Here is a 17299-nt window from a genome sequence, read left to right as displayed (position 1 = left end):
TCTGCTCGCATCAGCTATCCAGGCCGGACCGGTTCTGCGTCGCCGGATCGCCCACCTTTCCCACCGTGGAATCCCCGCCCTTGGGCGGCGGCGGCGGTGGCGTGGAACCGCCGCTGGTGTTGCGGTTCCAGTCGGCAGGCGGCCCCGGTTGGCGGCCGGCCATGATGTCGTCGATCTGGTGCGCATCGATGGTCTCGTACTGCAGCAGCGCCTCGGCCATCGAGTGCAGCTTGTCGAGGTTGTCGTTCAACAGCTGCGTGCTGCGCGCGTAGGCGCGATCGAGGATGCTGCGCACGACCTCGTCGATCTTGCTGGCGGTTTCGTTGGAGATGCTCTTGTGCTGGGTCACCGAACGCCCCAGGAACACCTCGTCCTCGTCCTCGCCATAGGTGATCGGACCGAGCTCGTCGGAGAGGCCCCACTTGGTCGCCATGTTGCGTGCCATCTTGGTGGCGCGCTCGATGTCGTTGGAGGCGCCGGTGGTGACCTTGTCGGCACCGAAGATCAGCTCCTCGGCCACGCGCCCGCCGTACAGCGAGCACAGCTGTGACTCGATCGCCACCTTGTTCATGCTGTACTTGTCGCCTTCCGGCAGGTACATGGTGACGCCCAGCGCGCGGCCGCGCGGGATGATGGTGACCTTGTAGACCGGGTCGTGCTCGGGCACCAGGCGGCCGACGATGGCGTGGCCGGCCTCGTGGTAGGCCGTGAGCTTCTTCTCGTCCTCGCTCATCGCCATCGAGCGGCGCTCGGTACCCATCAGGATCTTGTCGCGCGCCTTGTCCAGGTGAACCATGCGCACTTCGCGCGCGTTCTCGCGCGCGGCGAACAGCGCCGCCTCGTTGACCAGGTTGGCGAGGTCGGCGCCGGAGAACCCCGGGGTGCCGCGCGCGATGGTCATCGCGTCGACGTCGCTGGCCACCGGCACCTTGCGCAAATGCACCTTGAGGATTTGCTCGCGGCCCTTCACGTCCGGCAGGCCGACCACCACCTGGCGGTCGAAGCGACCCGGCCGCAGCAAGGCCGGGTCGAGTACGTCGGGACGGTTGGTGGCGGCGATCACGATGATGCCCTCGCTGCCCTCGAAGCCGTCCATCTCGACCAGCAGCTGGTTCAGGGTCTGCTCGCGCTCGTCGTGGCCGCCGCCCAGGCCCGCACCGCGATGGCGGCCGACCGCGTCGATTTCGTCGATGAAGATGATGCAGGGTGCGTGCTTCTTGGCCTGCTCGAACATGTCGCGCACGCGGCTAGCGCCCACGCCCACGAACATCTCGACGAAGTCGGAGCCGGAGATCGAGAAGAACGGCACCTTGGCCTCGCCCGCGATGGCCTTGGCCAGCAGGGTCTTGCCGGTACCGGGCGGGCCCACCATCAGCACGCCGCGCGGAATCTTGCCGCCCAGTTTCTGGAACTTGGACGGGTCGCGCAGGAACTCGACCAGCTCGCCGACCTCCTCCTTGGCCTCATCGCAACCGGCCACGTCGCTGAAGTTGACCTTGATCTGGTCCTCGCCCTGCAGCTTGGCGCGCGAACGGCCGAAGCTCATCGCACCACGCCCGCCGCCGCCGGACTGCATCTGGCGCATGAACCAGATGAACACGCCGACGATCAGCAGCACCGGCAGCCAGCTCACCAGCAGGCCCAGCAGCGAGAAGCCCTCAGCCGGGTCCTGGCGCACTTCCACGCCCTTGTCCTGCATCTGCTTCACCACCTGGTTGGTGGAGAAGCCCAGCATCGGCGCCACCGTGCGGTAGCTGCTGCCGTCCTTCAGCTTGCCGCTGATGGTGGGCGGCGAGTCCGCGCTGATCACGGCACTGGAAACGTTGCCGTTGGCCACGCTCTGCACGAAGCTGCTGTAGGCCACGTTCGACGACGCGGAGCCGTGCGGATTGAAGCTCTGGAACACGGTGAACAACACCACCGCGATGATCACCCAGAGCAACACGTTTTTCGCTGTTTCGTTCATGCGCGGTTCTCGCCCGGTTGCGCCGCAGCGGCCTTGCGGCCGATTGCCAGCGCGTACACCTCGCGCGAACGTGCGCGCGAGGCCTTTGGTTTACGCATCGTCACGCGTGAGAAGTCCGCGCGCAAGCTGCGCAGGTAATCGTCGAAGCCTGCGCCCTGGAACAACTTGATCAGGAACGCGCCCCCCGGTTTCAGCCACTGCCGGGAAAAATCCAGTGCCAGCTCGGCCAGAGCCATGGCCCTGATCTGGTCGGCCAGCGCCACACCACTCATATTGGGGGCCATGTCGGACAGCACAAGATCCACCCTCTGCCCCTCCAGCCGGGCCTCCAGCGCCCGCAACACGCTTTCCTCGCGGAAATCGCCTTCGAGGAAATCCACCCCGGCAATCCCCTGCATCGGCAGGATATCCAGCGCGAACACCTTGCCGTTGTCACCCAGCCGCTGGCGCACCAGCTGCGACCAGCCGCCCGGCGCGGCGCCGAGGTCCACCACGGTCATGCCCGGCTTGAGCAGGCGGTCGCGGTCGATCAGCTCCTCCAGCTTGTACACCGCGCGCGAGCGCACGCCTTCGGCCTGCGCCTTCTTCACGTAGACATCATTGAAATGTTCACGCAGCCAGCCGGCGCTGCTCTTGCTGCGGCTCATGGGGCAACATCGCTACTAGGGGAATCAAGGCGCATGATACCCTTAGCGGCCGATTACTCGCGAATTGAAGCCGCCACATGGCCCTCTCCCCCTCGCAGATCCGTTACCTGCGCAGCCTCTCCCACGGCTTGAACCCGGTTGTCCTGCTCGGCAACAAGGGCGCCAGCGACGCCGTGGTCAAGGAATTGCACCAGGCCCTGGAGATCCACGAGCTGGTCAAAGTGAAGCTCTCCGGCGGCGACAAGGACGAGCGCCAGGCCCAGCTCGACACCTTGCTGGCCGACACCCGCGCCGAGGCAGTGCAGCAGATCGGCCATGTCGCCGTGCTGTTCCGCCGCAACGCCGACGAACCGAAGATCGCCTTGCCACGCTGATGGATTTGTCGCTGGAACGGCCGGAGGGCTACCTGTTCGTGCGCCGGGTCGGCGAACACGGCATCACCTTGATCGATCGTGAGCTCACCGACAGTTTCCTGCTGGCGCCCGACCGTGTCGTCGAGCACTGGCCGGTGCACGAGGCCGGCACGCTCGATGCCAGCCATGTCGACGCCCTGCTCGCCCTGCAACCCGAATTGGTGCTGCTGGGCACCGGCGCCCGCCAGACCTTCCCCGCCGCCGCGTTCATGGCCGGCTTCCTGCGCAAGGGCATTGGCGTCGAGGTGATGGACAATGCCGCCGCCGCCCGCACCTACAACCTGCTGGCTGGCGAAGGCCGGCACGTGGTTGCCGCGTTCATGCTTCCGGCCTGACGACGGGCAAGCTCACGGGTCGCATCCCGGTTCACCAGGGCAGCCTCGCTTGACGAGCCCCCAACCCTGGGGCGCTACTTGGACGGCAGGTAGTTCAGCGGGTCGACCGGATTGCCGTCCTTGCGGATCTGGAAACCCAGCTCGACGCTCGAAGCGCCGCTGGACCCCATCTGCGCGATCTCCTGGCCGGCGCTGACGCGCTGACCTTCCTTCACCAGCCGCTTGCTGTTGTGCCCGTAGGCCGACAGCAGGCTGTCGTTGTGTTTGATGATGACCAGTTCGCCATAGCCGACCAGGCCATTGCCGCTGTACACCACCACGCCGTCGGCCGCTGCCCGCACCGGGTCGCCTGCCTTGCCGGCGATCTCGATGCCCGGCACCGCGTCGCCAGGCGTGAAACGCTTGATGATCTGGCCATCGGCCGGCCAGTGCCAGGTAATGCCGCCGGACGCACGCGAAGCGCCACTGGCTGCTACTGGAGCCGGAGCTGGAGCCGGCGGCGGCACGGCCGCTTTGGGTTCTCCCGCCACCGGCACCTCGGTACTCACCGGCGCTGCCGGAGCGGCGACCGGCGCATGCGCCACTGCAGCCGTGGTGGCCACTGACCCGGTCACCACCGGCGCATGGGCACCGGCATGCGGCGGCGGTGTCGAAGCCTGCGCCGGCACACTCTCGAACACGGGCGCGGATGGTGCGGGCGCCGACTTTGCTGCCGTCTGGGCAGCAGCTACCGCGGCATGCGGCACCGGTGCACTGCCGGCAGGCGGCGACAGGCGCAGCTGCTGGCCCGGCCAGATCGTGTAAGGCGCGGCGATGCCGTTCCACTTCGCGAGATCACGGAAATCCACGCCCTTGCGGAAGGCGATCGAATACAGCGTGTCGCCCTTCGCCACCACATAGTTGCCGCCCGGAACCGGTGTGCGCGCCGCGGCGGGCGCAACGACGCGGTGGCTGCCCTGGCTTGTGGCGGGTTCCACCACCACGGTGCTGCAGGCGGACAACGCCAGCAAAGCAACCGCGAGCAGCAACGGGGCGAGGAGTCGATTCATGCGCGCCAGCATAGCGAGGCCTCCCTGTTTTTTCATGCGACGCACCAACGCGGTCGCCATGCTCAATGCCGCCAGAGCCACCACGCCAACAGCCCGCCCAGCAGCACCAGGACGATCCAGCCGATCCACTCGATGTACTTGTGCAGCAAGTGCTCGGCGCGCTCGCCGAACAGCCAAATCAGCAGCGCCAGCAGCCACACGCGCTTGCCGCGGCCCAGCGCCACGCAACCGAGGAAGGGCAGCACCGGCACGCCGACGATGCCCGAAGCCCAGGTCACGAACTTCATCGGCACTACCGGCTGCAGCGCGGCGAGCACCAGCACGCCGTAAAGCCCCCAGCGGTGTTCGGCCATCTGCGCACGCAGGCTGGACACGCCCTGCTCGATCGGCGCCAGCAGGTGCAAGGTACCCAGCAGCGGCCGCAACGCCTCGAACGCCCAGTGCCCCAGCGCAAAACCGACCAGCGAGCCCAGCAGCGAAAACGCGAGGCTGAGGTTTGCGTAGAAGAACGCCCGATGCCGCTTGCCCAGCATCATCGGCGCCAGCATCACCTCCGGCATGATCGGGAAGATGAAGGCCTCGAAAAAGCTGAGCGCGCACAGGTAGCGGACCGCATGGGGATGGCGTGCCCACACCAGAGCGCGGGCATAGAGCTTGCCGAACAGGCGCATCTAGTCGGTTTCCTTGGAGAGTCTGCTCAATGCCTCCGCATGGCCCGCGCCGGGAGCTGTTTGCGCGCAGGCCAAGGAAGAAGGAGGGAGTGGACGTCCGCCCACGACTGAGCGATGACGCAGGGATGCGGGCAGACAGACCCGGCCCGCACGCGGGGAGAGTCCATGGATGGACTCGGTCTTGAGGAGCGAGGAAGGGCTGCCTTGCCATGGCCGCCATGCGGCAGCGCGCGGCTTGACCTGCCAGCCACGCGGCTTGACCTGCCAACCAGGCAGGCGCGGCGCCACGCACTCCCACCTGACGGCCACGGCAAGGCAACGCGGGCTGTGTGGAGACATTGAGCAGACTCTTCGTTGCATCAACCGATGCCACCCAGCAGCGGCACGAAACTGACCGCGCCGAGCTCTTCCTGGGCGAAATCGCCCTGCCCGTCGCCGCGCAGGCGGATCAACACCTGGCTGCTGGGCGAGCCCACCGGGGCCACCAGCACGCCGGTGGGGCTGAGCTGTTCGAGGATGCGGCTGGGAATGGTGTCGCCCGCAGCGGTGAGGATGATCGCATCGAACGGCGCCTCGTCCGCCCAACCCAGCTTGCCATCGTCGTAGCGCGAACGGATGTTGGCGAGGCCCAGCTGGCGGAAGCGGCGGCGCGCCTGGCGCAGCAATTCCTCGATCCGTTCCACGGTGTAGACCTGCTCCACCAGCGCGGCCAGCACCACCGCCTGGTAGCCGGAGCCGGTGCCGATCTCCAACACCCGGCCGGGTTTCTCTTTGCGCGCGTCGAAATGTTCGAGCAGCGCCTCGGTCATCCGCGCCACCACCCAGGGTTGCGAGATGGTCTGGCCGTGACCGATCGGCAGCGCGGTGTTCTCGTAGGCGCGCGAGTGCAACGCCTGGTCGATGAAATGATGGCGCGGGACGTTGCGGATCACGTCGATCACCCGCGGATCGCGGATGCCGCTTTCGCGAAGCTGGGCGGCGAGCCGGTCGCGCGCGCGCTGCGAGGTCATGCCCTCGCCTTTCAGTGCCGCCGGGGGAAGCTGATGCATGCTCATCGCTCAGGCCACCTTGTGGCCGGGCGCGGCCATGTCGTCGCTGAGCGATTGCATCCAGCTGCTGACCTTGTCCAGCGCCTGGAAGCGGGTGAGATCGACGTGGATTGGCGTCACCGACACGTAGCCACGGCGCACCGCATCGAAATCCGTGCCGGGACCGGCATCGTCCACTTCGCCCGCCGGACCGATCCACCACACCGGACGGCCGCGCGGATCGGTCTGCGCGATGCAGGGCGCCGCACGGTGGCGGCGGCCCAGGCGCGTGACTTCGAAACCGCGGATCTCCGACCAGGGCCGGTCCGGCACATTGACGTTGAGGATGGTGTCGGCCGGCAGCGGATCGACCAGCAGGCGGCGCATCAGCAACAGCACCGCGTTCGCCGCGGCATCGTAGTGCGTGCCGCGATGATCGTCGCTGACCAGCGAAACGGCGATCGCAGGCAGGCCGAGAAAGCGCCCTTCCATCGCCGCCGACACCGTACCGGAATAGATCACATCGTCGCCGAGATTGGCCGAGTTGTTGATGCCCGACACCACGATGTCGGGCTCCTCTTCCAGCAGGCCGGACAAAGCAAGGTGCACGCAGTCGGTGGGCGTACCGGCGACACGGTAGCGGCCGTCCTCCATGTGCAGCACGCGCAGCGGAGCGTCCAGGGTCAGCGAATTGCTGGCGCCGGAACGGTCGCGATCAGGCGCCACCACCGTCACTTCGCCTACCTCGCCGAGACGCTCGGCAAGCACGTGAATGCCTTTCGCATCCACGCCATCGTCGTTGCTGACAAGAACTCGCATGCTGATCCGTGTTGAGTCGACCGCGGCACATCGCCATGCGTGGCGTACGCCCCCTGTAACCACCCGAGTTTACCGGAGCGAACCCGCGGTTTCACGGATCGGGAGCACGCGCGGCGCCCTGCCGTTTGCCAGGAGCCTGGGCGGTAGAAACCTTCGAAGCGAAAGGCTCGCCGCGGGATGGGGGTTTTCGACGGTTCGCCGCCCCGTAGGGGTTCTACGGAGCCAACAGAGCGAAAATGTGCGCGGCACAGCAGGCATTGCAGCCAGATGATTTCTGCCGCCCGAGCCCCTAGCATCGGGACATGAAACGCCGCCCGCCCACCTCGATCAGCGCAGACGACGCCCGCCTGTTCCGCGAGGCGATCGGCGAGGTGCGTCGCATCGATCCAGTCGCAGCGCCGCCGCCCACGCCGAAGCCCGAACCGCGGCCACGCATGTTCGAGGCCGACGAAGCCGCCGTGCCAGGCGAATTGCTGGAAATGGCCTTCGATCCGGCCGTGCTCGAGGTGGGCGAGGAACTGGGCTATCTGCGCGAGGGTTACCCGCCAAAGCTGCTGCGCCAGCTGAAACGCGGGCAGTTCAGCGTGCAAGACGAAATCGACCTGCACCAGATGAACGCCGCCGCCGCGCAAGCCTCCATCGCCAGCTTCCTGGCCGAAGCGAAGCAGCACGGCTTGCATTGCGTGCGCATCATCCACGGCAAAGGCCTGCGTTCGAAGGCTGCCGGCCCGGTGCTGAAGGCGCTCACCGACCGCTTGCTGCGCCGGCGCGATGACGTGGTGGCGTTCGCTTCCGCGCGGCCGGCGCAAGGCGGTACGGGCGCGGTGATCGTATTGCTCAAGAGCTGAGAAAGGCACTACGGACCCACCAGGCACCGCGCTCTTGCTCTTTGCGGAACCGTCGCCCGCGCGGGCGGAGCAATCGACTCTTGATCCATTGTTTCGAGGCTCGCATCCTGCCGACGGCATCCGCGATTGGATACACCCGCTATCTCAGGCCAACCCTCGTTTCGAGTCCGTGTGCTTTCCGCTGCGTCTGCCCGCCACGTTCACCAGCCTCCGAAACGTCGGGCACTCCATATGCGAGGGCGCAGAGCAATCGGCGACATGCCGGAGCGTATTGCGCAGCGCCATCAGCTCGCGGATTTGCCGGTCAATCTCGTCGGCCTTCTGGTGGAGCGCAGCGCGCGGCAGATCCGGCAGGCCGTTCTTGCCGAACATGCCGGCGATCTCTTCGAGCGAAAATCCGGCCGATTTGCCCATGGAAACCAACTTGAGCTGCAAAAGCACCTCGGGCAGGAATTGCCTGCGCAGCCCATGCCGCGAAACCGATGCAATCAGCCCGACTGCCTCGTAATGGCGCAGCGCCGAAGGCTTGATTCCGCTCCTTGCCGAGACCGCCCCTATATCCAGGTATCTCATGCTTGACCTCAAGTTGACTTGAAGTCGTAGCCTGCTCCCGAACCGAAATTCCGGCAAGAGGGCAGCACGATGGAACAGGCAGAAGCGCGCGTATCGGAAAAGAGACAGTCAGCCATCACGGCCACGCTGGCGCTATCGATGCTGCTCGCATCGCTAGGAACCAGCATCGCCAATATCGCGCTGCCGACGCTGGCCGAAACGTTTTCCGCACCGTTCGCGCAGGTGCAGGCGGTCGTCGTCGCTTATCTCGCAGCCCTGACGATTTCGGTCATCGTTGCCGGCCAGCTTGGAGACAGGCACGGGTTGAAGCCCATGCTCATGGCGGGTCTGGGATTGTTTGCGGCTGCTTCACTGCTGTGCAGCGTAGCGTCGAACCTTTGGCTCCTGATCGGCTTCAGGACGCTCCAGGGCATCGGCGCGGCCTTTCTGATGACACTCTCCATGGCCTTCATGCGTGAGACCGCCACCGAAACGCGTGTGGGACGAGCCATGGGCTTGCTGGGAACCGTATCGGCGCTAGGAACGGCACTCGGCCCGTCGCTCGGAGGGCTGCTGATCCCGGCGACGGGATGGCGCGGCATCTTCTGGATTCAGTTCCCGCTGGGAGCCGTCGCCTTGATTCTTGCCTACGTGACGCTGCCGGATGCCTTTGGTCAAAGAAAACGATCTTCGACAAACCAGCAGCCGGTGCTGAACCGGAACCTCGTACCCAATCTCGTCGTCAATCTCCTGGTTGCCGCGGTGATGATGACAACACTGGTGGTCGGCCCCTTCTACCTCAGCCTCGGTCTCGGCCTGAAGGCAGCGCAGGTCGGGTTCGTCATGGCGATCGGCCCCGTGATCTCCATCGTCAGCGGCGTTCCCTCAGGGCGGCTCGTCGATGCCCACGGAAGTGGCACCGTGCTCGCTCTCGGGCTTGCCCTCATGGTTGCCGGGACGCTCCTTTTGGCGATCATCCCAAACATGATCGGCGTCATCGGCTACGTACTTTCCATCATCGTCCTGACGCCGGGCTATCAGCTCTTCCAGGCCGCCAACAATACTGCCGCACTGGCAAACGTCCCCATCGACCGACGCGGCACCGTCTCCGGCTTGCTCGGCCTGTCGCGCAACATCGGTTTGATCACCGGCGCATCCGTTATGGGCGCCGTCTTCGCTTTCGGCATCGGCACCAAAGCATTCAGCAATGCAAACGCTGTTGCCATCGCTGCGGGGATGCGGATGACCTTCCTGCTGGCGGCAGGAATGATGATACTCGCTCTCTGGATAGCGCTCGGGCATGGGGCCGCACCGAACGCCAGCGGTGATCGCCAGCGGTCACACCGCAAGTGACGAAGCAGCCACCTCGCGCGCCACGACCGTAGCGTAGGCGCCGGCGGGCAGCTCGAACGACAACTCCAGCGCATCGTCGGCCAGCCAACGCCAGCGCAGGTCCTTCGGCAGCAGGCGCAGCGGGCGGCGCTCCTGATCCATGCGCGCAGCGGCGATGCCTTGCGCCAGGTCTTCGTGGGCAGCGGCGACTTCGCGCTCCAGTGCCCCGGCCTCGCCGGTGGCAGGCGGTTCGCCCTGCCCCCACAACGGGCCGGAGGGATGGATGTCGCCGCGCGCCAGGCGCTCGGCCAGCACGTCGCTGTACGGCTCCGGTCCGAACCACGATCGCGAGCCGGCCAGCGACCAGATTTCGCCATCCAGCGGCGCGTCCCACGCGGCGCGCTCGACGCGGGCGGCGAGCACGCTGTTGAAGATCTGCGAACGCGCAGCGGAGAGCAGAAAACCGCGCTTGTCGCGATCCACCCGGCGCCCCGCGAACATCGCCCGCGCCTGTGCCAGGTTGCCGCCTTCGCGGCCGAAGCGTTGCTCGCCAAAATAATTGGGCACCCCACGCGCGGCGATAGCGGTCAACACCTGTTCCGCATGGCCGCGATCGCCCTGCGCCTCGCGCAGCACCAGCACGAAACGATTGCCGCGCAGCGCACCGCGCTTGAGCTTGCGGCTGTGCCGCGTGGCGGCCAGCACTTTCACCTCCGCATGCGGAAATGCGGACCAGTCCGGATCGGGCTTGCCCGCGAGTTGCACGGTGAAAGCCTGGCGCGTCACCGCGTGGCGATCCTTGAGACCCGCGTAGCCCATCGCCAGCGGCGGCACACCGGCGAACTTCGCCAGCTCGCGCGCCACCCAGTCGGTGTTCGCGCCGCGCTTCTCCACCCATAGCAGCGCATGCTCCCCGCTGCCGTCGGCGTCGTAGCCCAGGATTTCCTCGACCACGAAATCTTCGGGAGTGCTGCGCAAGCGCGCGGTCAGTGGCGGTGTTGTGCCGTGGGCAAAAGGCAGTTCGGAATCGGACATGGCGCTCCGCCGGCCATGCCGGCACGCAAAATTCAGGAAGGCTCAGCGCCGCTCCAGCAGCACGCAGGCCTGCGCCGCGACACCTTCGCCGCGGCCGGTAAAGCCGAGCTTTTCCGTGGTGGTAGCCTTGACGCTGATACGGCCGAGTTCGCATTCGAGATCGGCAGCGAGGTTTTCGCGCATGGCCTGCGCGTGCGGGCCGATCTTGGGCGATTCGCAAATCACGGTGACATCGGCGTTGCCCAGCGCATAGCCATGCTGCGTCATCAGCAGCACGGCGTGACGCAGAAACTGGCGGCTGTCGGCATCGCGCCAGCGTTCGTCCGAGGGCGGGAAGTGCTTGCCGATGTCGCCCAGCGCCAACGCACCGAAGATCGCGTCGCACAGGGCGTGGATCACCACGTCGCCGTCAGAGTGCGCGACCAGGCCGTAGCTGTGGGCGATGCGCACGCCGCCCAAGGTGACATGATCGCCCGCGCCGAATGCGTGCACGTCGAAACCGTTGCCAATACGAAAGCTCATGCCGTCCTCGCCAGCAGGAATTCGGCCAGCGCGAGGTCCGCCGCCGTGGTCACCTTGATATTGTCCTCGGCGCCTTCGACCAACAGCGGCCGGAAACCGGCCAGTTCCATCGCCATCGCCTCGTCGCTGACTGCACGGCCATCGCGCGACACCGCGCGCAACGCAGCGACCAGTTCGCCGCGACGGAACATCTGCGGCGTGAACGCGCGCCAGCGCTGGTCGCGTGGCTCGGTGGCCATGCTGCGGCCACCTTCACCGGCACGCTTAAGCGTGTCGCGCAGCGGCGCGCCGAGCAGGCCGCCGTCTACCTGCGCGGCCTGTTCGATCAGGCGCGCGATGTCGGCTTCGCGCACGCAGGGACGCGCGGCGTCATGCACCAGCACGAAATCGGCGTCGTCCACCTCGGCAGGCAAGGCATGCAGGCCGGCCAGCACCGAATCGCTGCGTTCGGCGCCGCCGAACGCGGTGCGCACCGGCTTGCCATGCAAGGCGGCGGTGCCAGGCCAGTGCCCGTCGCCCGCTCCCAGCACCACCATCAGCCCGGCGATGCGCGGGTGCGCGGCCAGCCGTTCCAGCGTATGCGTAATCAGCGGCCGGCCATTCAGCGGCAGGTATTGCTTGGGGCAGTCCGCGCCCATCCTCGTACCGCGTCCGGCGGCCGGCACCACACACCACAGGGCCGCACTCATTTGACGCCGCCGCCGGGAGCGCCGCCCGGCCGGGCCGGCGGCGGCAGGGGCAGCGTGCTGCTCGCCCCCGCGGGCTGGTTGTCGATCTGGTAGAACGTTTCGCCGGGCTTGATCAGGCCCAGTCCGGTGCGCGCACGCGCCTCGACCGCCTGGTCGCCATGCTTGAGGTCCGCCACGTCGGCGGCCAGTGCCTGGTTGCGTTGCTGCAGGCGCGCGTTCTCGTCGGCCTGCTTCTTGATCGACACGCGCAAAGCATCCACCTCGTGCACGCCGCCGTGAACGGACCACAGTTTCATCTGCAGTCCGATCAGCAGCAACAACAGGACCAGGGCGATCCAGCGCAGCATGGGCCGGGGCGCGCCGGATCAGCCCGGCAGGTGGTCGAGGTTGGGGAACGCCGCGCGGCCCGCATAGCGCGCCGCCGAACCCAGCGCCTCTTCGATGCGCAGCAGCTGGTTGTACTTCGCCACGCGGTCGGTGCGGCACAGCGAGCCGGTCTTGATCTGGGTCGCGGTGGTGGCCACGGCGATGTCGGCGATGGTGGTGTCCTCGGTCTCGCCCGAACGGTGCGAGACGATCGCCGCGTACTTCGCCGCGTCGGCCATGGCGATCGCTTCCAGCGTCTCGGACAGCGTGCCGATCTGGTTGACCTTGATCAGGATCGCGTTGGCGATGCCCTTGTCAATGCCTTCCTTGAAGATGGCCGGGTTGGTCACGAACAGGTCGTCGCCCACCAGCTGCACGCTCTTGCCGATCTTGTCGGTGAGCAGCTTCCAGCCGTCCCAGTCGCCCTCGGCCATGCCGTCTTCGATGGTGACGATGGGGTACTGCTTCGCCCAGCTCGCCAGCACGTCCACCCATTCGTGTTGGGTGTAGACCTTGCCCTCGCCTTCCAGGTCGTACTTGCCATTCTTGAAGAACTCGGAGCTGGCGACGTCGAGGCCGAGCAGGATCTCGCTGCCCACCTTGTAGCCGGCCTTGTTGACGGCCTCCAGGATGGTGTCCAGCGCTTCAATGTTGGAGCGCAGGTTCGGCGCGAAGCCGCCCTCGTCGCCCACCGCGGTGTTGAGGCCCTTGCCCTTCAACACACTCTTCAGCGCGTGGAAGATCTCCGCACCGGCGCGCAGCGCCTCGGCGAAGCTGGACGCGCCCACCGGCAGCACCATGAATTCCTGCACGTCGACGTTGTTGTCGGCATGCGCACCGCCATTGATGATGTTCATCATCGGCACCGGCAGCGCGCCGGGCTTGCCGGTGGTGCCATTGATTTCCGCGAGGTACTGCCACAGCGCCTGCTTGCGCTGCGCCGCCACCGCGTGCGCGGCGGCCATCGACACGCCGAGCAGCGCGTTGGCGCCCAGCTTGCCCTTGTTCGGGGTGCCGTCGAGCTGGATCAGCTTCGCATCCAGGCCGCCTTGGTTGGCGGCATCGAAGCCTTTCAGCGTGCTGGCGATGACGCCGTTGACATTGCCCACCGCGTTCTTCACGCCCTTGCCGAGGTAGCGCGACTTGTCGCCGTCGCGCAATTCCACCGCCTCGCGCGTGCCGGTGCTGGCGCCGCTGGGCACCGCGGCGCGGCCGAAGCCGCCGCCGGCCAGGGTGACCTCGGCTTCCAGCGTGGGGTTGCCGCGCGAGTCGAGGATTTCACGGGCGTGGATGCGGGTGATGTCAGTGCTCATGCGGCTCCAATCCAAAGAGGGTTTTCGGTTCAGCCCGGGGCGCGGTCGTGTCGGCGATCCGGCGTTACAAGGTGTTTTCGAGGAAGCCGTGGCGCTTGGTCACGGTGTCCAGTTCCAGCAAGGTTTCCAGCAAGGCCTCCATCTTGCCCAGCGGCCACGCATTGGGGCCGTCGGACAACGCCCGGCTCGGGTCCGGATGGGTTTCGGCGAACAGTCCGGCCACACCTGCGGCCACCGCCGCGCGCGCCAGCACCGGCACGAACTCGCGCTGGCCACCGGAACTGGTGCCCTGCCCGCCTGGCAGCTGCACCGAATGGGTGGCGTCGAACACCACCGGGCAACCGGTATCGCGCATCGCGCTCAGCGAGCGCATGTCCGAAACGAGGTTGTTGTAGCCGAAGCTGGCGCCGCGCTCGCAGACCATGATCGCGTCGTTGCCGACGGCCTTGGCCTTGTCGACCACGTTCTTCATGTCCCAAGGTGCAAGGAACTGGCCTTTCTTGATGTTCACCGGCTTGCCGGCGCGCGCCACGTTCTGGATGAAGTCGGTCTGACGGCACAGAAAGGCCGGGGTCTGCAGCACGTCCACCACCGCGGCGACTTCGCCGAACGGGGTGTATTCGTGCACGTCGGTAAGTACCGGCACGCCGATCTGGCGCTTCACCTCGCCCAGGATGCGCAGCCCCTCTTCCATGCCCGGACCGCGGAAGCTGGTGCCGGAGGAACGGTTGGCCTTGTCGAAGCTGGACTTGAAGATGAAGTTGATGCCGAGCTTGCCGGTGATTTCCTTGAGCGTGCCTGCGGTATCGAGCTGCAGCTGCTCGGACTCGACCACGCAAGGACCAGCGATCAGGAACAGCGGCCGGTCCAGGCCGACCTCGAAGCCGCACAACTTCATGCCACGTGCTCCCTGGCGAGCTTCTCGCCCTCGCGCACGGCCTTGTGCTCGCGCGCGGCGCGCACGAAGCCGATGAACAGCGGGTGGCCGTCGCGCGGGGTAGAGGTGAATTCCGGATGCGCCTGGCAGCCGAGGAACCACGGGTGCTTCTGCGGCGACAGCTCGACGATCTCGACCAGCAAGTCGTCCATCGACTTGCCGGAGATCACCAGGCCCTGGTCCTCGAAGCTCTGGCGATAGCGGTTGTTGAACTCGTAGCGGTGGCGATGGCGCTCGCGCACCACCTCCTGGCCGTACATCTCGCGCGCCAGTGTGCCGGCCTTGAGACGGCACTCCTGCGCACCGAGACGCATGGTGCCGCCCAGGTCCGAGCGCTCGGTACGCTGCTCGACTTCGCCGCTGGCGGTGGTCCATTCGGTGATCAACGCGATCACCGGGTTCGGCGTGTTGCGGTCGTTCTCGCTGGAATCGGCGTCGGCCAGACCGGCCACGTGGCGGGCGAAATCCACCACCGCCGCATGCATGCCGTAGCAGATGCCGAAGTACGGCACGCCATGCTCGCGCGCGTACTTAGCGGCCATGATCTTGCCTTCGAAACCGCGCTTGCCGAAGCCACCGGGCACCAGGATCGCGTCGACCCCGCCGAGCACCTTGGCAGCGCCCTCGGCCTCGACCTGCTCGGAATCGATCCACTGCAGGTTCACCCGGGTCTGCTGCTTGATGCCGCCGTGGCGCAGTGCTTCGCCCAGCGACTTGTAGGCGTCTTTGTGCTCCACGTATTTGCCGACGATGGCCACGGTGACCTCGTCCTTCGGATGCACCACGGCATCCACCGTGCGCTGCCAGCCGGACAGGTCGGCTGGCTTGGCATCCAGCCCCAGCTTCTTCACCACGATCTCGTCCAGGCCCTGGCTGTGCAGCCACAGCGGCATCTTGTAGATCACGTCCACGTCCACCGCGCTGATCACCGCGTTCTCCGGCACGTTGGTGAACAGGGCGATCTTGCGGCGCTCGCCCTCCGGCAACGGCTGCTCGCTGCGGCACAGCAGGATGTCCGGCTGGATACCGATCGAGCGCAGCTCCTTCACCGAATGCTGGGTGGGCTTGGTCTTGATCTCGCCGGCGGCCTTGATGTACGGCACCAGGGTGAGGTGCATGAACAGGCACTTCTCCGGACCGTGCTCGATGCGCAGCTGACGGATCGCCTCCAGGAACGGCAGCGACTCGATGTCGCCCACCGTGCCGCCGATCTCCACCAGCGCCACGTCGAAGCCGCGGGTAGCCTCGTGGATGCAGTGCTTGATCTCATCGGTGATGTGCGGGATCACCTGCACGGTGGCGCCCAGGTAGTCGCCGCGGCGCTCCTTGCGGATCACCGATTCGTAGATCTTGCCAGTAGTGATCGAGTTCTTGCCGGTGAGCCGGGTATGGACGAAGCGCTCGTAGTGGCCGAGGTCCAGATCGGTCTCGGCGCCATCGTCGGTGACATAGACCTCGCCGTGCTGGAATGGGCTCATGGTGCCCGGATCCACATTGATGTAGGGATCGAGCTTCATCATGGTGACCGAGAGGCCACGCGCTTCCAGGATGGAGGCCAGCGACGCCGCGGCGATGCCCTTGCCAAGCGAGGACACCACACCGCCAGTGACGAAAATCAGGGGGGTCATGGAAAGCAGCCGTGCTGGAAATACGCATTCTAACGGCAGACGGCCTCCGCCGCGAGATGTCACGACGCCCCGATTCAGGCAGAAATGCCCGCCAGCCGCCCCGCGGCGGGGCTTCGCCCTCTCCAAACGAAACCGGCGGCCCCTTTGCGGGAGCCGCCGGCCCGGTACGACCAGGGGTAAGCCGCCTCAGCCGTTCGACATGCCCGGCATCATGTAGGCGTTCATGTTGTGCAGCACCCACAGCGTGCCGACCACCACGATCGCGATAAAGATCAGCGCGCAGACGGCCACCATCAGGTTCTCGCGCTGCTCCGGGGCGATGCCCATGTGCAGGAAGAAGCCGAGCTGTACCAGCACCTGGACCACGCAGAACACCATCAGACCCGGCACGATCAGGTGGTGCGGCACCATGCCGGTCATCACGCAGCCGAAGGACAGCAGCGTGAGCACCAGCGACAACCCGAAGCCGACCACGTAGGACGAAAGCGAACCGTGCTTGCCGCCGTGGGCAGCCTGTTCATGAGCGTGCGACATCACAGCACCCCGTTCAGATAGACAAAAGTGAACACGCAGATCCAGATCACGTCGAGGAAGTGCCAGAACAGGCTGAGGCACGACAGCCGGCGCTTGACCACGCTGTCCAGGCCGTCGCGGCGCACCATGTGCAGCATCACCACGATCCAGATCAGGCCGCAGGTAACGTGCAGGCCGTGCGTGCCGACCAGGGTGAAATAAGCCGACAGGAAGGCACTGCGGTCCGGGCCCGCGCCCTCATGGATCAGAGCCGCGAACTCGTGGATCTCCATACCCACGAAGGCTGCGCCGAACAGGAAGGTGATCGCCAGCCAGGCCAGCACCTTGTTGCGGCGGCCGGCGTGCATGTTCAGCATCGCCATGCCGAAGGTGAAGCTGCTGACCAGCAGCAGCATCGTCTCGCCCAGCACGTAGTTGAGATCGAAGATCTCCTTGCCGGTGGGACCGCCCGCGAACGAATGGGCCATCACGGCGAAGGTGGCGAACAGGCCCGAGAAGATCAGGCAGTCGCTCATCAGGTAGATCCAGAACCCCAGCAGGGTCTTGGAGCCGTCGTCGTGATGCTCGTGGTGGCCGGCGACGTCGTGGCCGGCCGCAATGACGGAGGTATTCATG

20 protein-coding genes are annotated in these 17299 nt (G+C 66.4%); 4 read left to right on the top strand and 16 right to left on the bottom strand.

Annotation, left to right across the window (positions count from 1 at the left end):
- Positions 1 to 10 precede the first annotated feature (10 nt).
- Both ftsH and rlmE read right to left on the bottom strand, forming a co-directional pair.
- The gene (gene ftsH, locus ISP14_RS14640) at positions 11 to 1966 is read right to left on the bottom strand and encodes an ATP-dependent zinc metalloprotease FtsH (protein WP_404541212.1); all 1956 of its coding nucleotides are present in this window, start codon (positions 1964 to 1966) and stop codon (positions 11 to 13) included.
- Entirely contained in the window at positions 1963 to 2613 is a 651-nt protein-coding gene (gene rlmE, locus ISP14_RS14635; RefSeq protein WP_404541210.1) for a 23S rRNA (uridine(2552)-2'-O)-methyltransferase RlmE, read from the bottom strand. Before rlmE ends, ftsH begins: the two co-directional genes overlap by 4 nt.
- 77 nt (positions 2614 to 2690) lie before the next feature.
- On the opposite strand from rlmE, the gene yhbY reads away from it, so the two are divergent.
- On the top strand, positions 2691 to 2987 hold the full coding sequence (yhbY, locus tag ISP14_RS14630) for a ribosome assembly RNA-binding protein YhbY (protein ID WP_404541208.1): 297 nt from the start codon (positions 2691 to 2693) through the stop codon (positions 2985 to 2987).
- On the top strand, positions 2987 to 3361 hold the full coding sequence (locus ISP14_RS14625) for an Mth938-like domain-containing protein (RefSeq protein ID WP_404541206.1): 375 nt from the start codon (positions 2987 to 2989) through the stop codon (positions 3359 to 3361). Before yhbY ends, ISP14_RS14625 begins: the two co-directional genes overlap by 1 nt.
- 74 nt (positions 3362 to 3435) lie before the next feature.
- Here the strand turns inward: ISP14_RS14625 and ISP14_RS14620 are convergent, their stop codons facing one another.
- From ISP14_RS14620 to surE, 4 genes are all read right to left on the bottom strand, one after another.
- Positions 3436 to 4422 carry a peptidoglycan DD-metalloendopeptidase family protein gene (locus ISP14_RS14620; protein ID WP_404541302.1) on the bottom strand — a complete coding sequence of 329 codons (987 nt, stop codon included), beginning with the start codon at positions 4420 to 4422 and terminating at the stop codon, positions 3436 to 3438.
- 50 nt (positions 4423 to 4472) lie between these two features.
- Complete coding sequence (locus ISP14_RS14615; RefSeq protein ID WP_404541204.1) at positions 4473 to 5081, bottom strand: YqaA family protein; 609 nt, start codon at positions 5079 to 5081, stop codon at positions 4473 to 4475.
- Between the two features lie 359 nt (positions 5082 to 5440).
- Positions 5441 to 6136 (bottom strand): protein-L-isoaspartate(D-aspartate) O-methyltransferase, encoded by a 696-nt coding sequence (locus tag ISP14_RS14610; protein WP_404541203.1) that lies wholly within the window; start codon positions 6134 to 6136, stop codon positions 5441 to 5443.
- 3 nt (positions 6137 to 6139) lie between these two features.
- Positions 6140 to 6928, bottom strand: a complete 789-nt coding sequence (gene surE / locus ISP14_RS14605; RefSeq protein WP_404541201.1) for a 5'/3'-nucleotidase SurE — start codon at positions 6926 to 6928, stop codon at positions 6140 to 6142.
- A gap of 302 nt (positions 6929 to 7230) precedes the next feature.
- Here surE and ISP14_RS14600 point away from each other — a divergent pair, with 302 nt between their 5' ends.
- Positions 7231 to 7776 (top strand): Smr/MutS family protein, encoded by a 546-nt coding sequence (locus ISP14_RS14600; protein ID WP_404541199.1) that lies wholly within the window; start codon positions 7231 to 7233, stop codon positions 7774 to 7776.
- Between the two features lie 144 nt (positions 7777 to 7920).
- On the opposite strand, the gene ISP14_RS14595 is transcribed toward ISP14_RS14600, so the two are convergent.
- Positions 7921 to 8349: a helix-turn-helix domain-containing protein gene (locus tag ISP14_RS14595; protein ID WP_404541197.1), complete on the bottom strand. Its 429-nt coding sequence runs from the start codon at positions 8347 to 8349 to the stop codon at positions 7921 to 7923.
- A gap of 69 nt (positions 8350 to 8418) precedes the next feature.
- Between ISP14_RS14595 and ISP14_RS14590 the strand changes: the two genes are divergently transcribed.
- Positions 8419 to 9681, top strand: coding sequence for an MFS transporter (locus ISP14_RS14590; RefSeq protein WP_404541195.1), 1263 nt, complete (start codon positions 8419 to 8421; stop codon positions 9679 to 9681).
- Here the strand turns inward: ISP14_RS14590 and truD are convergent.
- The 9 genes from truD to cyoC all read right to left on the bottom strand — a co-directional run bounded on the left by truD (position 9667) and on the right by cyoC (position 17298).
- Positions 9667 to 10695 (bottom strand): tRNA pseudouridine(13) synthase TruD, encoded by a 1029-nt coding sequence (gene truD / locus ISP14_RS14585; protein ID WP_404541193.1) that lies wholly within the window; start codon positions 10693 to 10695, stop codon positions 9667 to 9669. The genes ISP14_RS14590 and truD overlap by 15 nt on opposite strands.
- Positions 10696 to 10737: 42 nt before the next feature.
- Positions 10738 to 11217 carry a 2-C-methyl-D-erythritol 2,4-cyclodiphosphate synthase gene (gene ispF, locus ISP14_RS14580; protein WP_404541191.1) on the bottom strand — a complete coding sequence of 160 codons (480 nt, stop codon included), beginning with the start codon at positions 11215 to 11217 and terminating at the stop codon, positions 10738 to 10740.
- Complete coding sequence (gene ispD / locus ISP14_RS14575; protein ID WP_404541189.1) at positions 11214 to 11906, bottom strand: 2-C-methyl-D-erythritol 4-phosphate cytidylyltransferase; 693 nt, start codon at positions 11904 to 11906, stop codon at positions 11214 to 11216. The genes ispF and ispD overlap by 4 nt, the downstream gene beginning before the upstream one ends.
- Entirely contained in the window at positions 11903 to 12253 is a 351-nt protein-coding gene (gene ftsB, locus ISP14_RS14570) for a cell division protein FtsB (RefSeq protein WP_404541187.1), read from the bottom strand. Before ftsB ends, ispD begins: the two co-directional genes overlap by 4 nt.
- An 18-nt stretch (positions 12254 to 12271) precedes the next feature.
- On the bottom strand, positions 12272 to 13585 hold the full coding sequence (eno, locus tag ISP14_RS14565) for a phosphopyruvate hydratase (RefSeq protein WP_404541186.1): 1314 nt from the start codon (positions 13583 to 13585) through the stop codon (positions 12272 to 12274).
- Positions 13586 to 13649: 64 nt separating this feature from the next.
- Positions 13650 to 14483: a 3-deoxy-8-phosphooctulonate synthase gene (gene kdsA / locus ISP14_RS14560; protein ID WP_404541183.1), complete on the bottom strand. Its 834-nt coding sequence runs from the start codon at positions 14481 to 14483 to the stop codon at positions 13650 to 13652.
- Positions 14480 to 16150, bottom strand: coding sequence for a CTP synthase (locus ISP14_RS14555; RefSeq protein ID WP_404541180.1), 1671 nt, complete (start codon positions 16148 to 16150; stop codon positions 14480 to 14482). Before ISP14_RS14555 ends, kdsA begins: the two co-directional genes overlap by 4 nt.
- 186 nt (positions 16151 to 16336) lie before the next feature.
- Positions 16337 to 16684 (bottom strand): cytochrome o ubiquinol oxidase subunit IV, encoded by a 348-nt coding sequence (cyoD, locus tag ISP14_RS14550; protein WP_404541178.1) that lies wholly within the window; start codon positions 16682 to 16684, stop codon positions 16337 to 16339.
- Entirely contained in the window at positions 16684 to 17298 is a 615-nt protein-coding gene (cyoC, locus tag ISP14_RS14545) for a cytochrome o ubiquinol oxidase subunit III (RefSeq protein WP_404541177.1), read from the bottom strand. Before cyoC ends, cyoD begins: the two co-directional genes overlap by 1 nt.
- Between the last annotated feature and the right edge of the window lies 1 nt (position 17299).

Source organism: Dyella agri (genome assembly GCF_044904705.1).
In the GTDB taxonomy this organism is placed as follows: Bacteria; Pseudomonadota; Gammaproteobacteria; order Xanthomonadales; family Rhodanobacteraceae; genus Rhodanobacter_A; species Rhodanobacter_A agri.
The sequence above is the reverse complement of the archived record's forward strand: the minus strand, read 5'-3'. Positions and strand labels throughout refer to the sequence as shown.

What these genes read in the sequence shown, in the direction of transcription:
- ftsH (WP_404541212.1), bottom strand. Translation starts at nt 1,966, where the DNA reads ATGAACGAAACAGCGAAAAACGTGTTGCTCTGGGTGATCATCGCGGTG.
- rlmE (WP_404541210.1), bottom strand. Translation starts at nt 2,613, where the DNA reads ATGAGCCGCAGCAAGAGCAGCGCCGGCTGGCTGCGTGAACATTTCAAT.
- yhbY (WP_404541208.1), top strand. Translation starts at nt 2,691, where the DNA reads ATGGCCCTCTCCCCCTCGCAGATCCGTTACCTGCGCAGCCTCTCCCAC.
- ISP14_RS14625 (WP_404541206.1), top strand. Translation starts at nt 2,987, where the DNA reads ATGGATTTGTCGCTGGAACGGCCGGAGGGCTACCTGTTCGTGCGCCGG.
- ISP14_RS14620 (WP_404541302.1), bottom strand. Translation starts at nt 4,422, where the DNA reads ATGCTGGCGCGCATGAATCGACTCCTCGCCCCGTTGCTGCTCGCGGTT.
- ISP14_RS14615 (WP_404541204.1), bottom strand. Translation starts at nt 5,081, where the DNA reads ATGCGCCTGTTCGGCAAGCTCTATGCCCGCGCTCTGGTGTGGGCACGC.
- ISP14_RS14610 (WP_404541203.1), bottom strand. Translation starts at nt 6,136, where the DNA reads ATGAGCATGCATCAGCTTCCCCCGGCGGCACTGAAAGGCGAGGGCATG.
- surE (WP_404541201.1), bottom strand. Translation starts at nt 6,928, where the DNA reads ATGCGAGTTCTTGTCAGCAACGACGATGGCGTGGATGCGAAAGGCATT.
- ISP14_RS14600 (WP_404541199.1), top strand. Translation starts at nt 7,231, where the DNA reads ATGAAACGCCGCCCGCCCACCTCGATCAGCGCAGACGACGCCCGCCTG.
- ISP14_RS14595 (WP_404541197.1), bottom strand. Translation starts at nt 8,349, where the DNA reads ATGAGATACCTGGATATAGGGGCGGTCTCGGCAAGGAGCGGAATCAAG.
- ISP14_RS14590 (WP_404541195.1), top strand. Translation starts at nt 8,419, where the DNA reads ATGGAACAGGCAGAAGCGCGCGTATCGGAAAAGAGACAGTCAGCCATC.
- truD (WP_404541193.1), bottom strand. Translation starts at nt 10,695, where the DNA reads ATGTCCGATTCCGAACTGCCTTTTGCCCACGGCACAACACCGCCACTG.
- ispF (WP_404541191.1), bottom strand. Translation starts at nt 11,217, where the DNA reads ATGAGCTTTCGTATTGGCAACGGTTTCGACGTGCACGCATTCGGCGCG.
- ispD (WP_404541189.1), bottom strand. Translation starts at nt 11,906, where the DNA reads ATGAGTGCGGCCCTGTGGTGTGTGGTGCCGGCCGCCGGACGCGGTACG.
- ftsB (WP_404541187.1), bottom strand. Translation starts at nt 12,253, where the DNA reads ATGCTGCGCTGGATCGCCCTGGTCCTGTTGTTGCTGCTGATCGGACTG.
- eno (WP_404541186.1), bottom strand. Translation starts at nt 13,585, where the DNA reads ATGAGCACTGACATCACCCGCATCCACGCCCGTGAAATCCTCGACTCG.
- kdsA (WP_404541183.1), bottom strand. Translation starts at nt 14,483, where the DNA reads ATGAAGTTGTGCGGCTTCGAGGTCGGCCTGGACCGGCCGCTGTTCCTG.
- ISP14_RS14555 (WP_404541180.1), bottom strand. Translation starts at nt 16,150, where the DNA reads ATGACCCCCCTGATTTTCGTCACTGGCGGTGTGGTGTCCTCGCTTGGC.
- cyoD (WP_404541178.1), bottom strand. Translation starts at nt 16,684, where the DNA reads ATGTCGCACGCTCATGAACAGGCTGCCCACGGCGGCAAGCACGGTTCG.
- cyoC (WP_404541177.1), bottom strand. Translation starts at nt 17,298, where the DNA reads ATGAATACCTCCGTCATTGCGGCCGGCCACGACGTCGCCGGCCACCAC.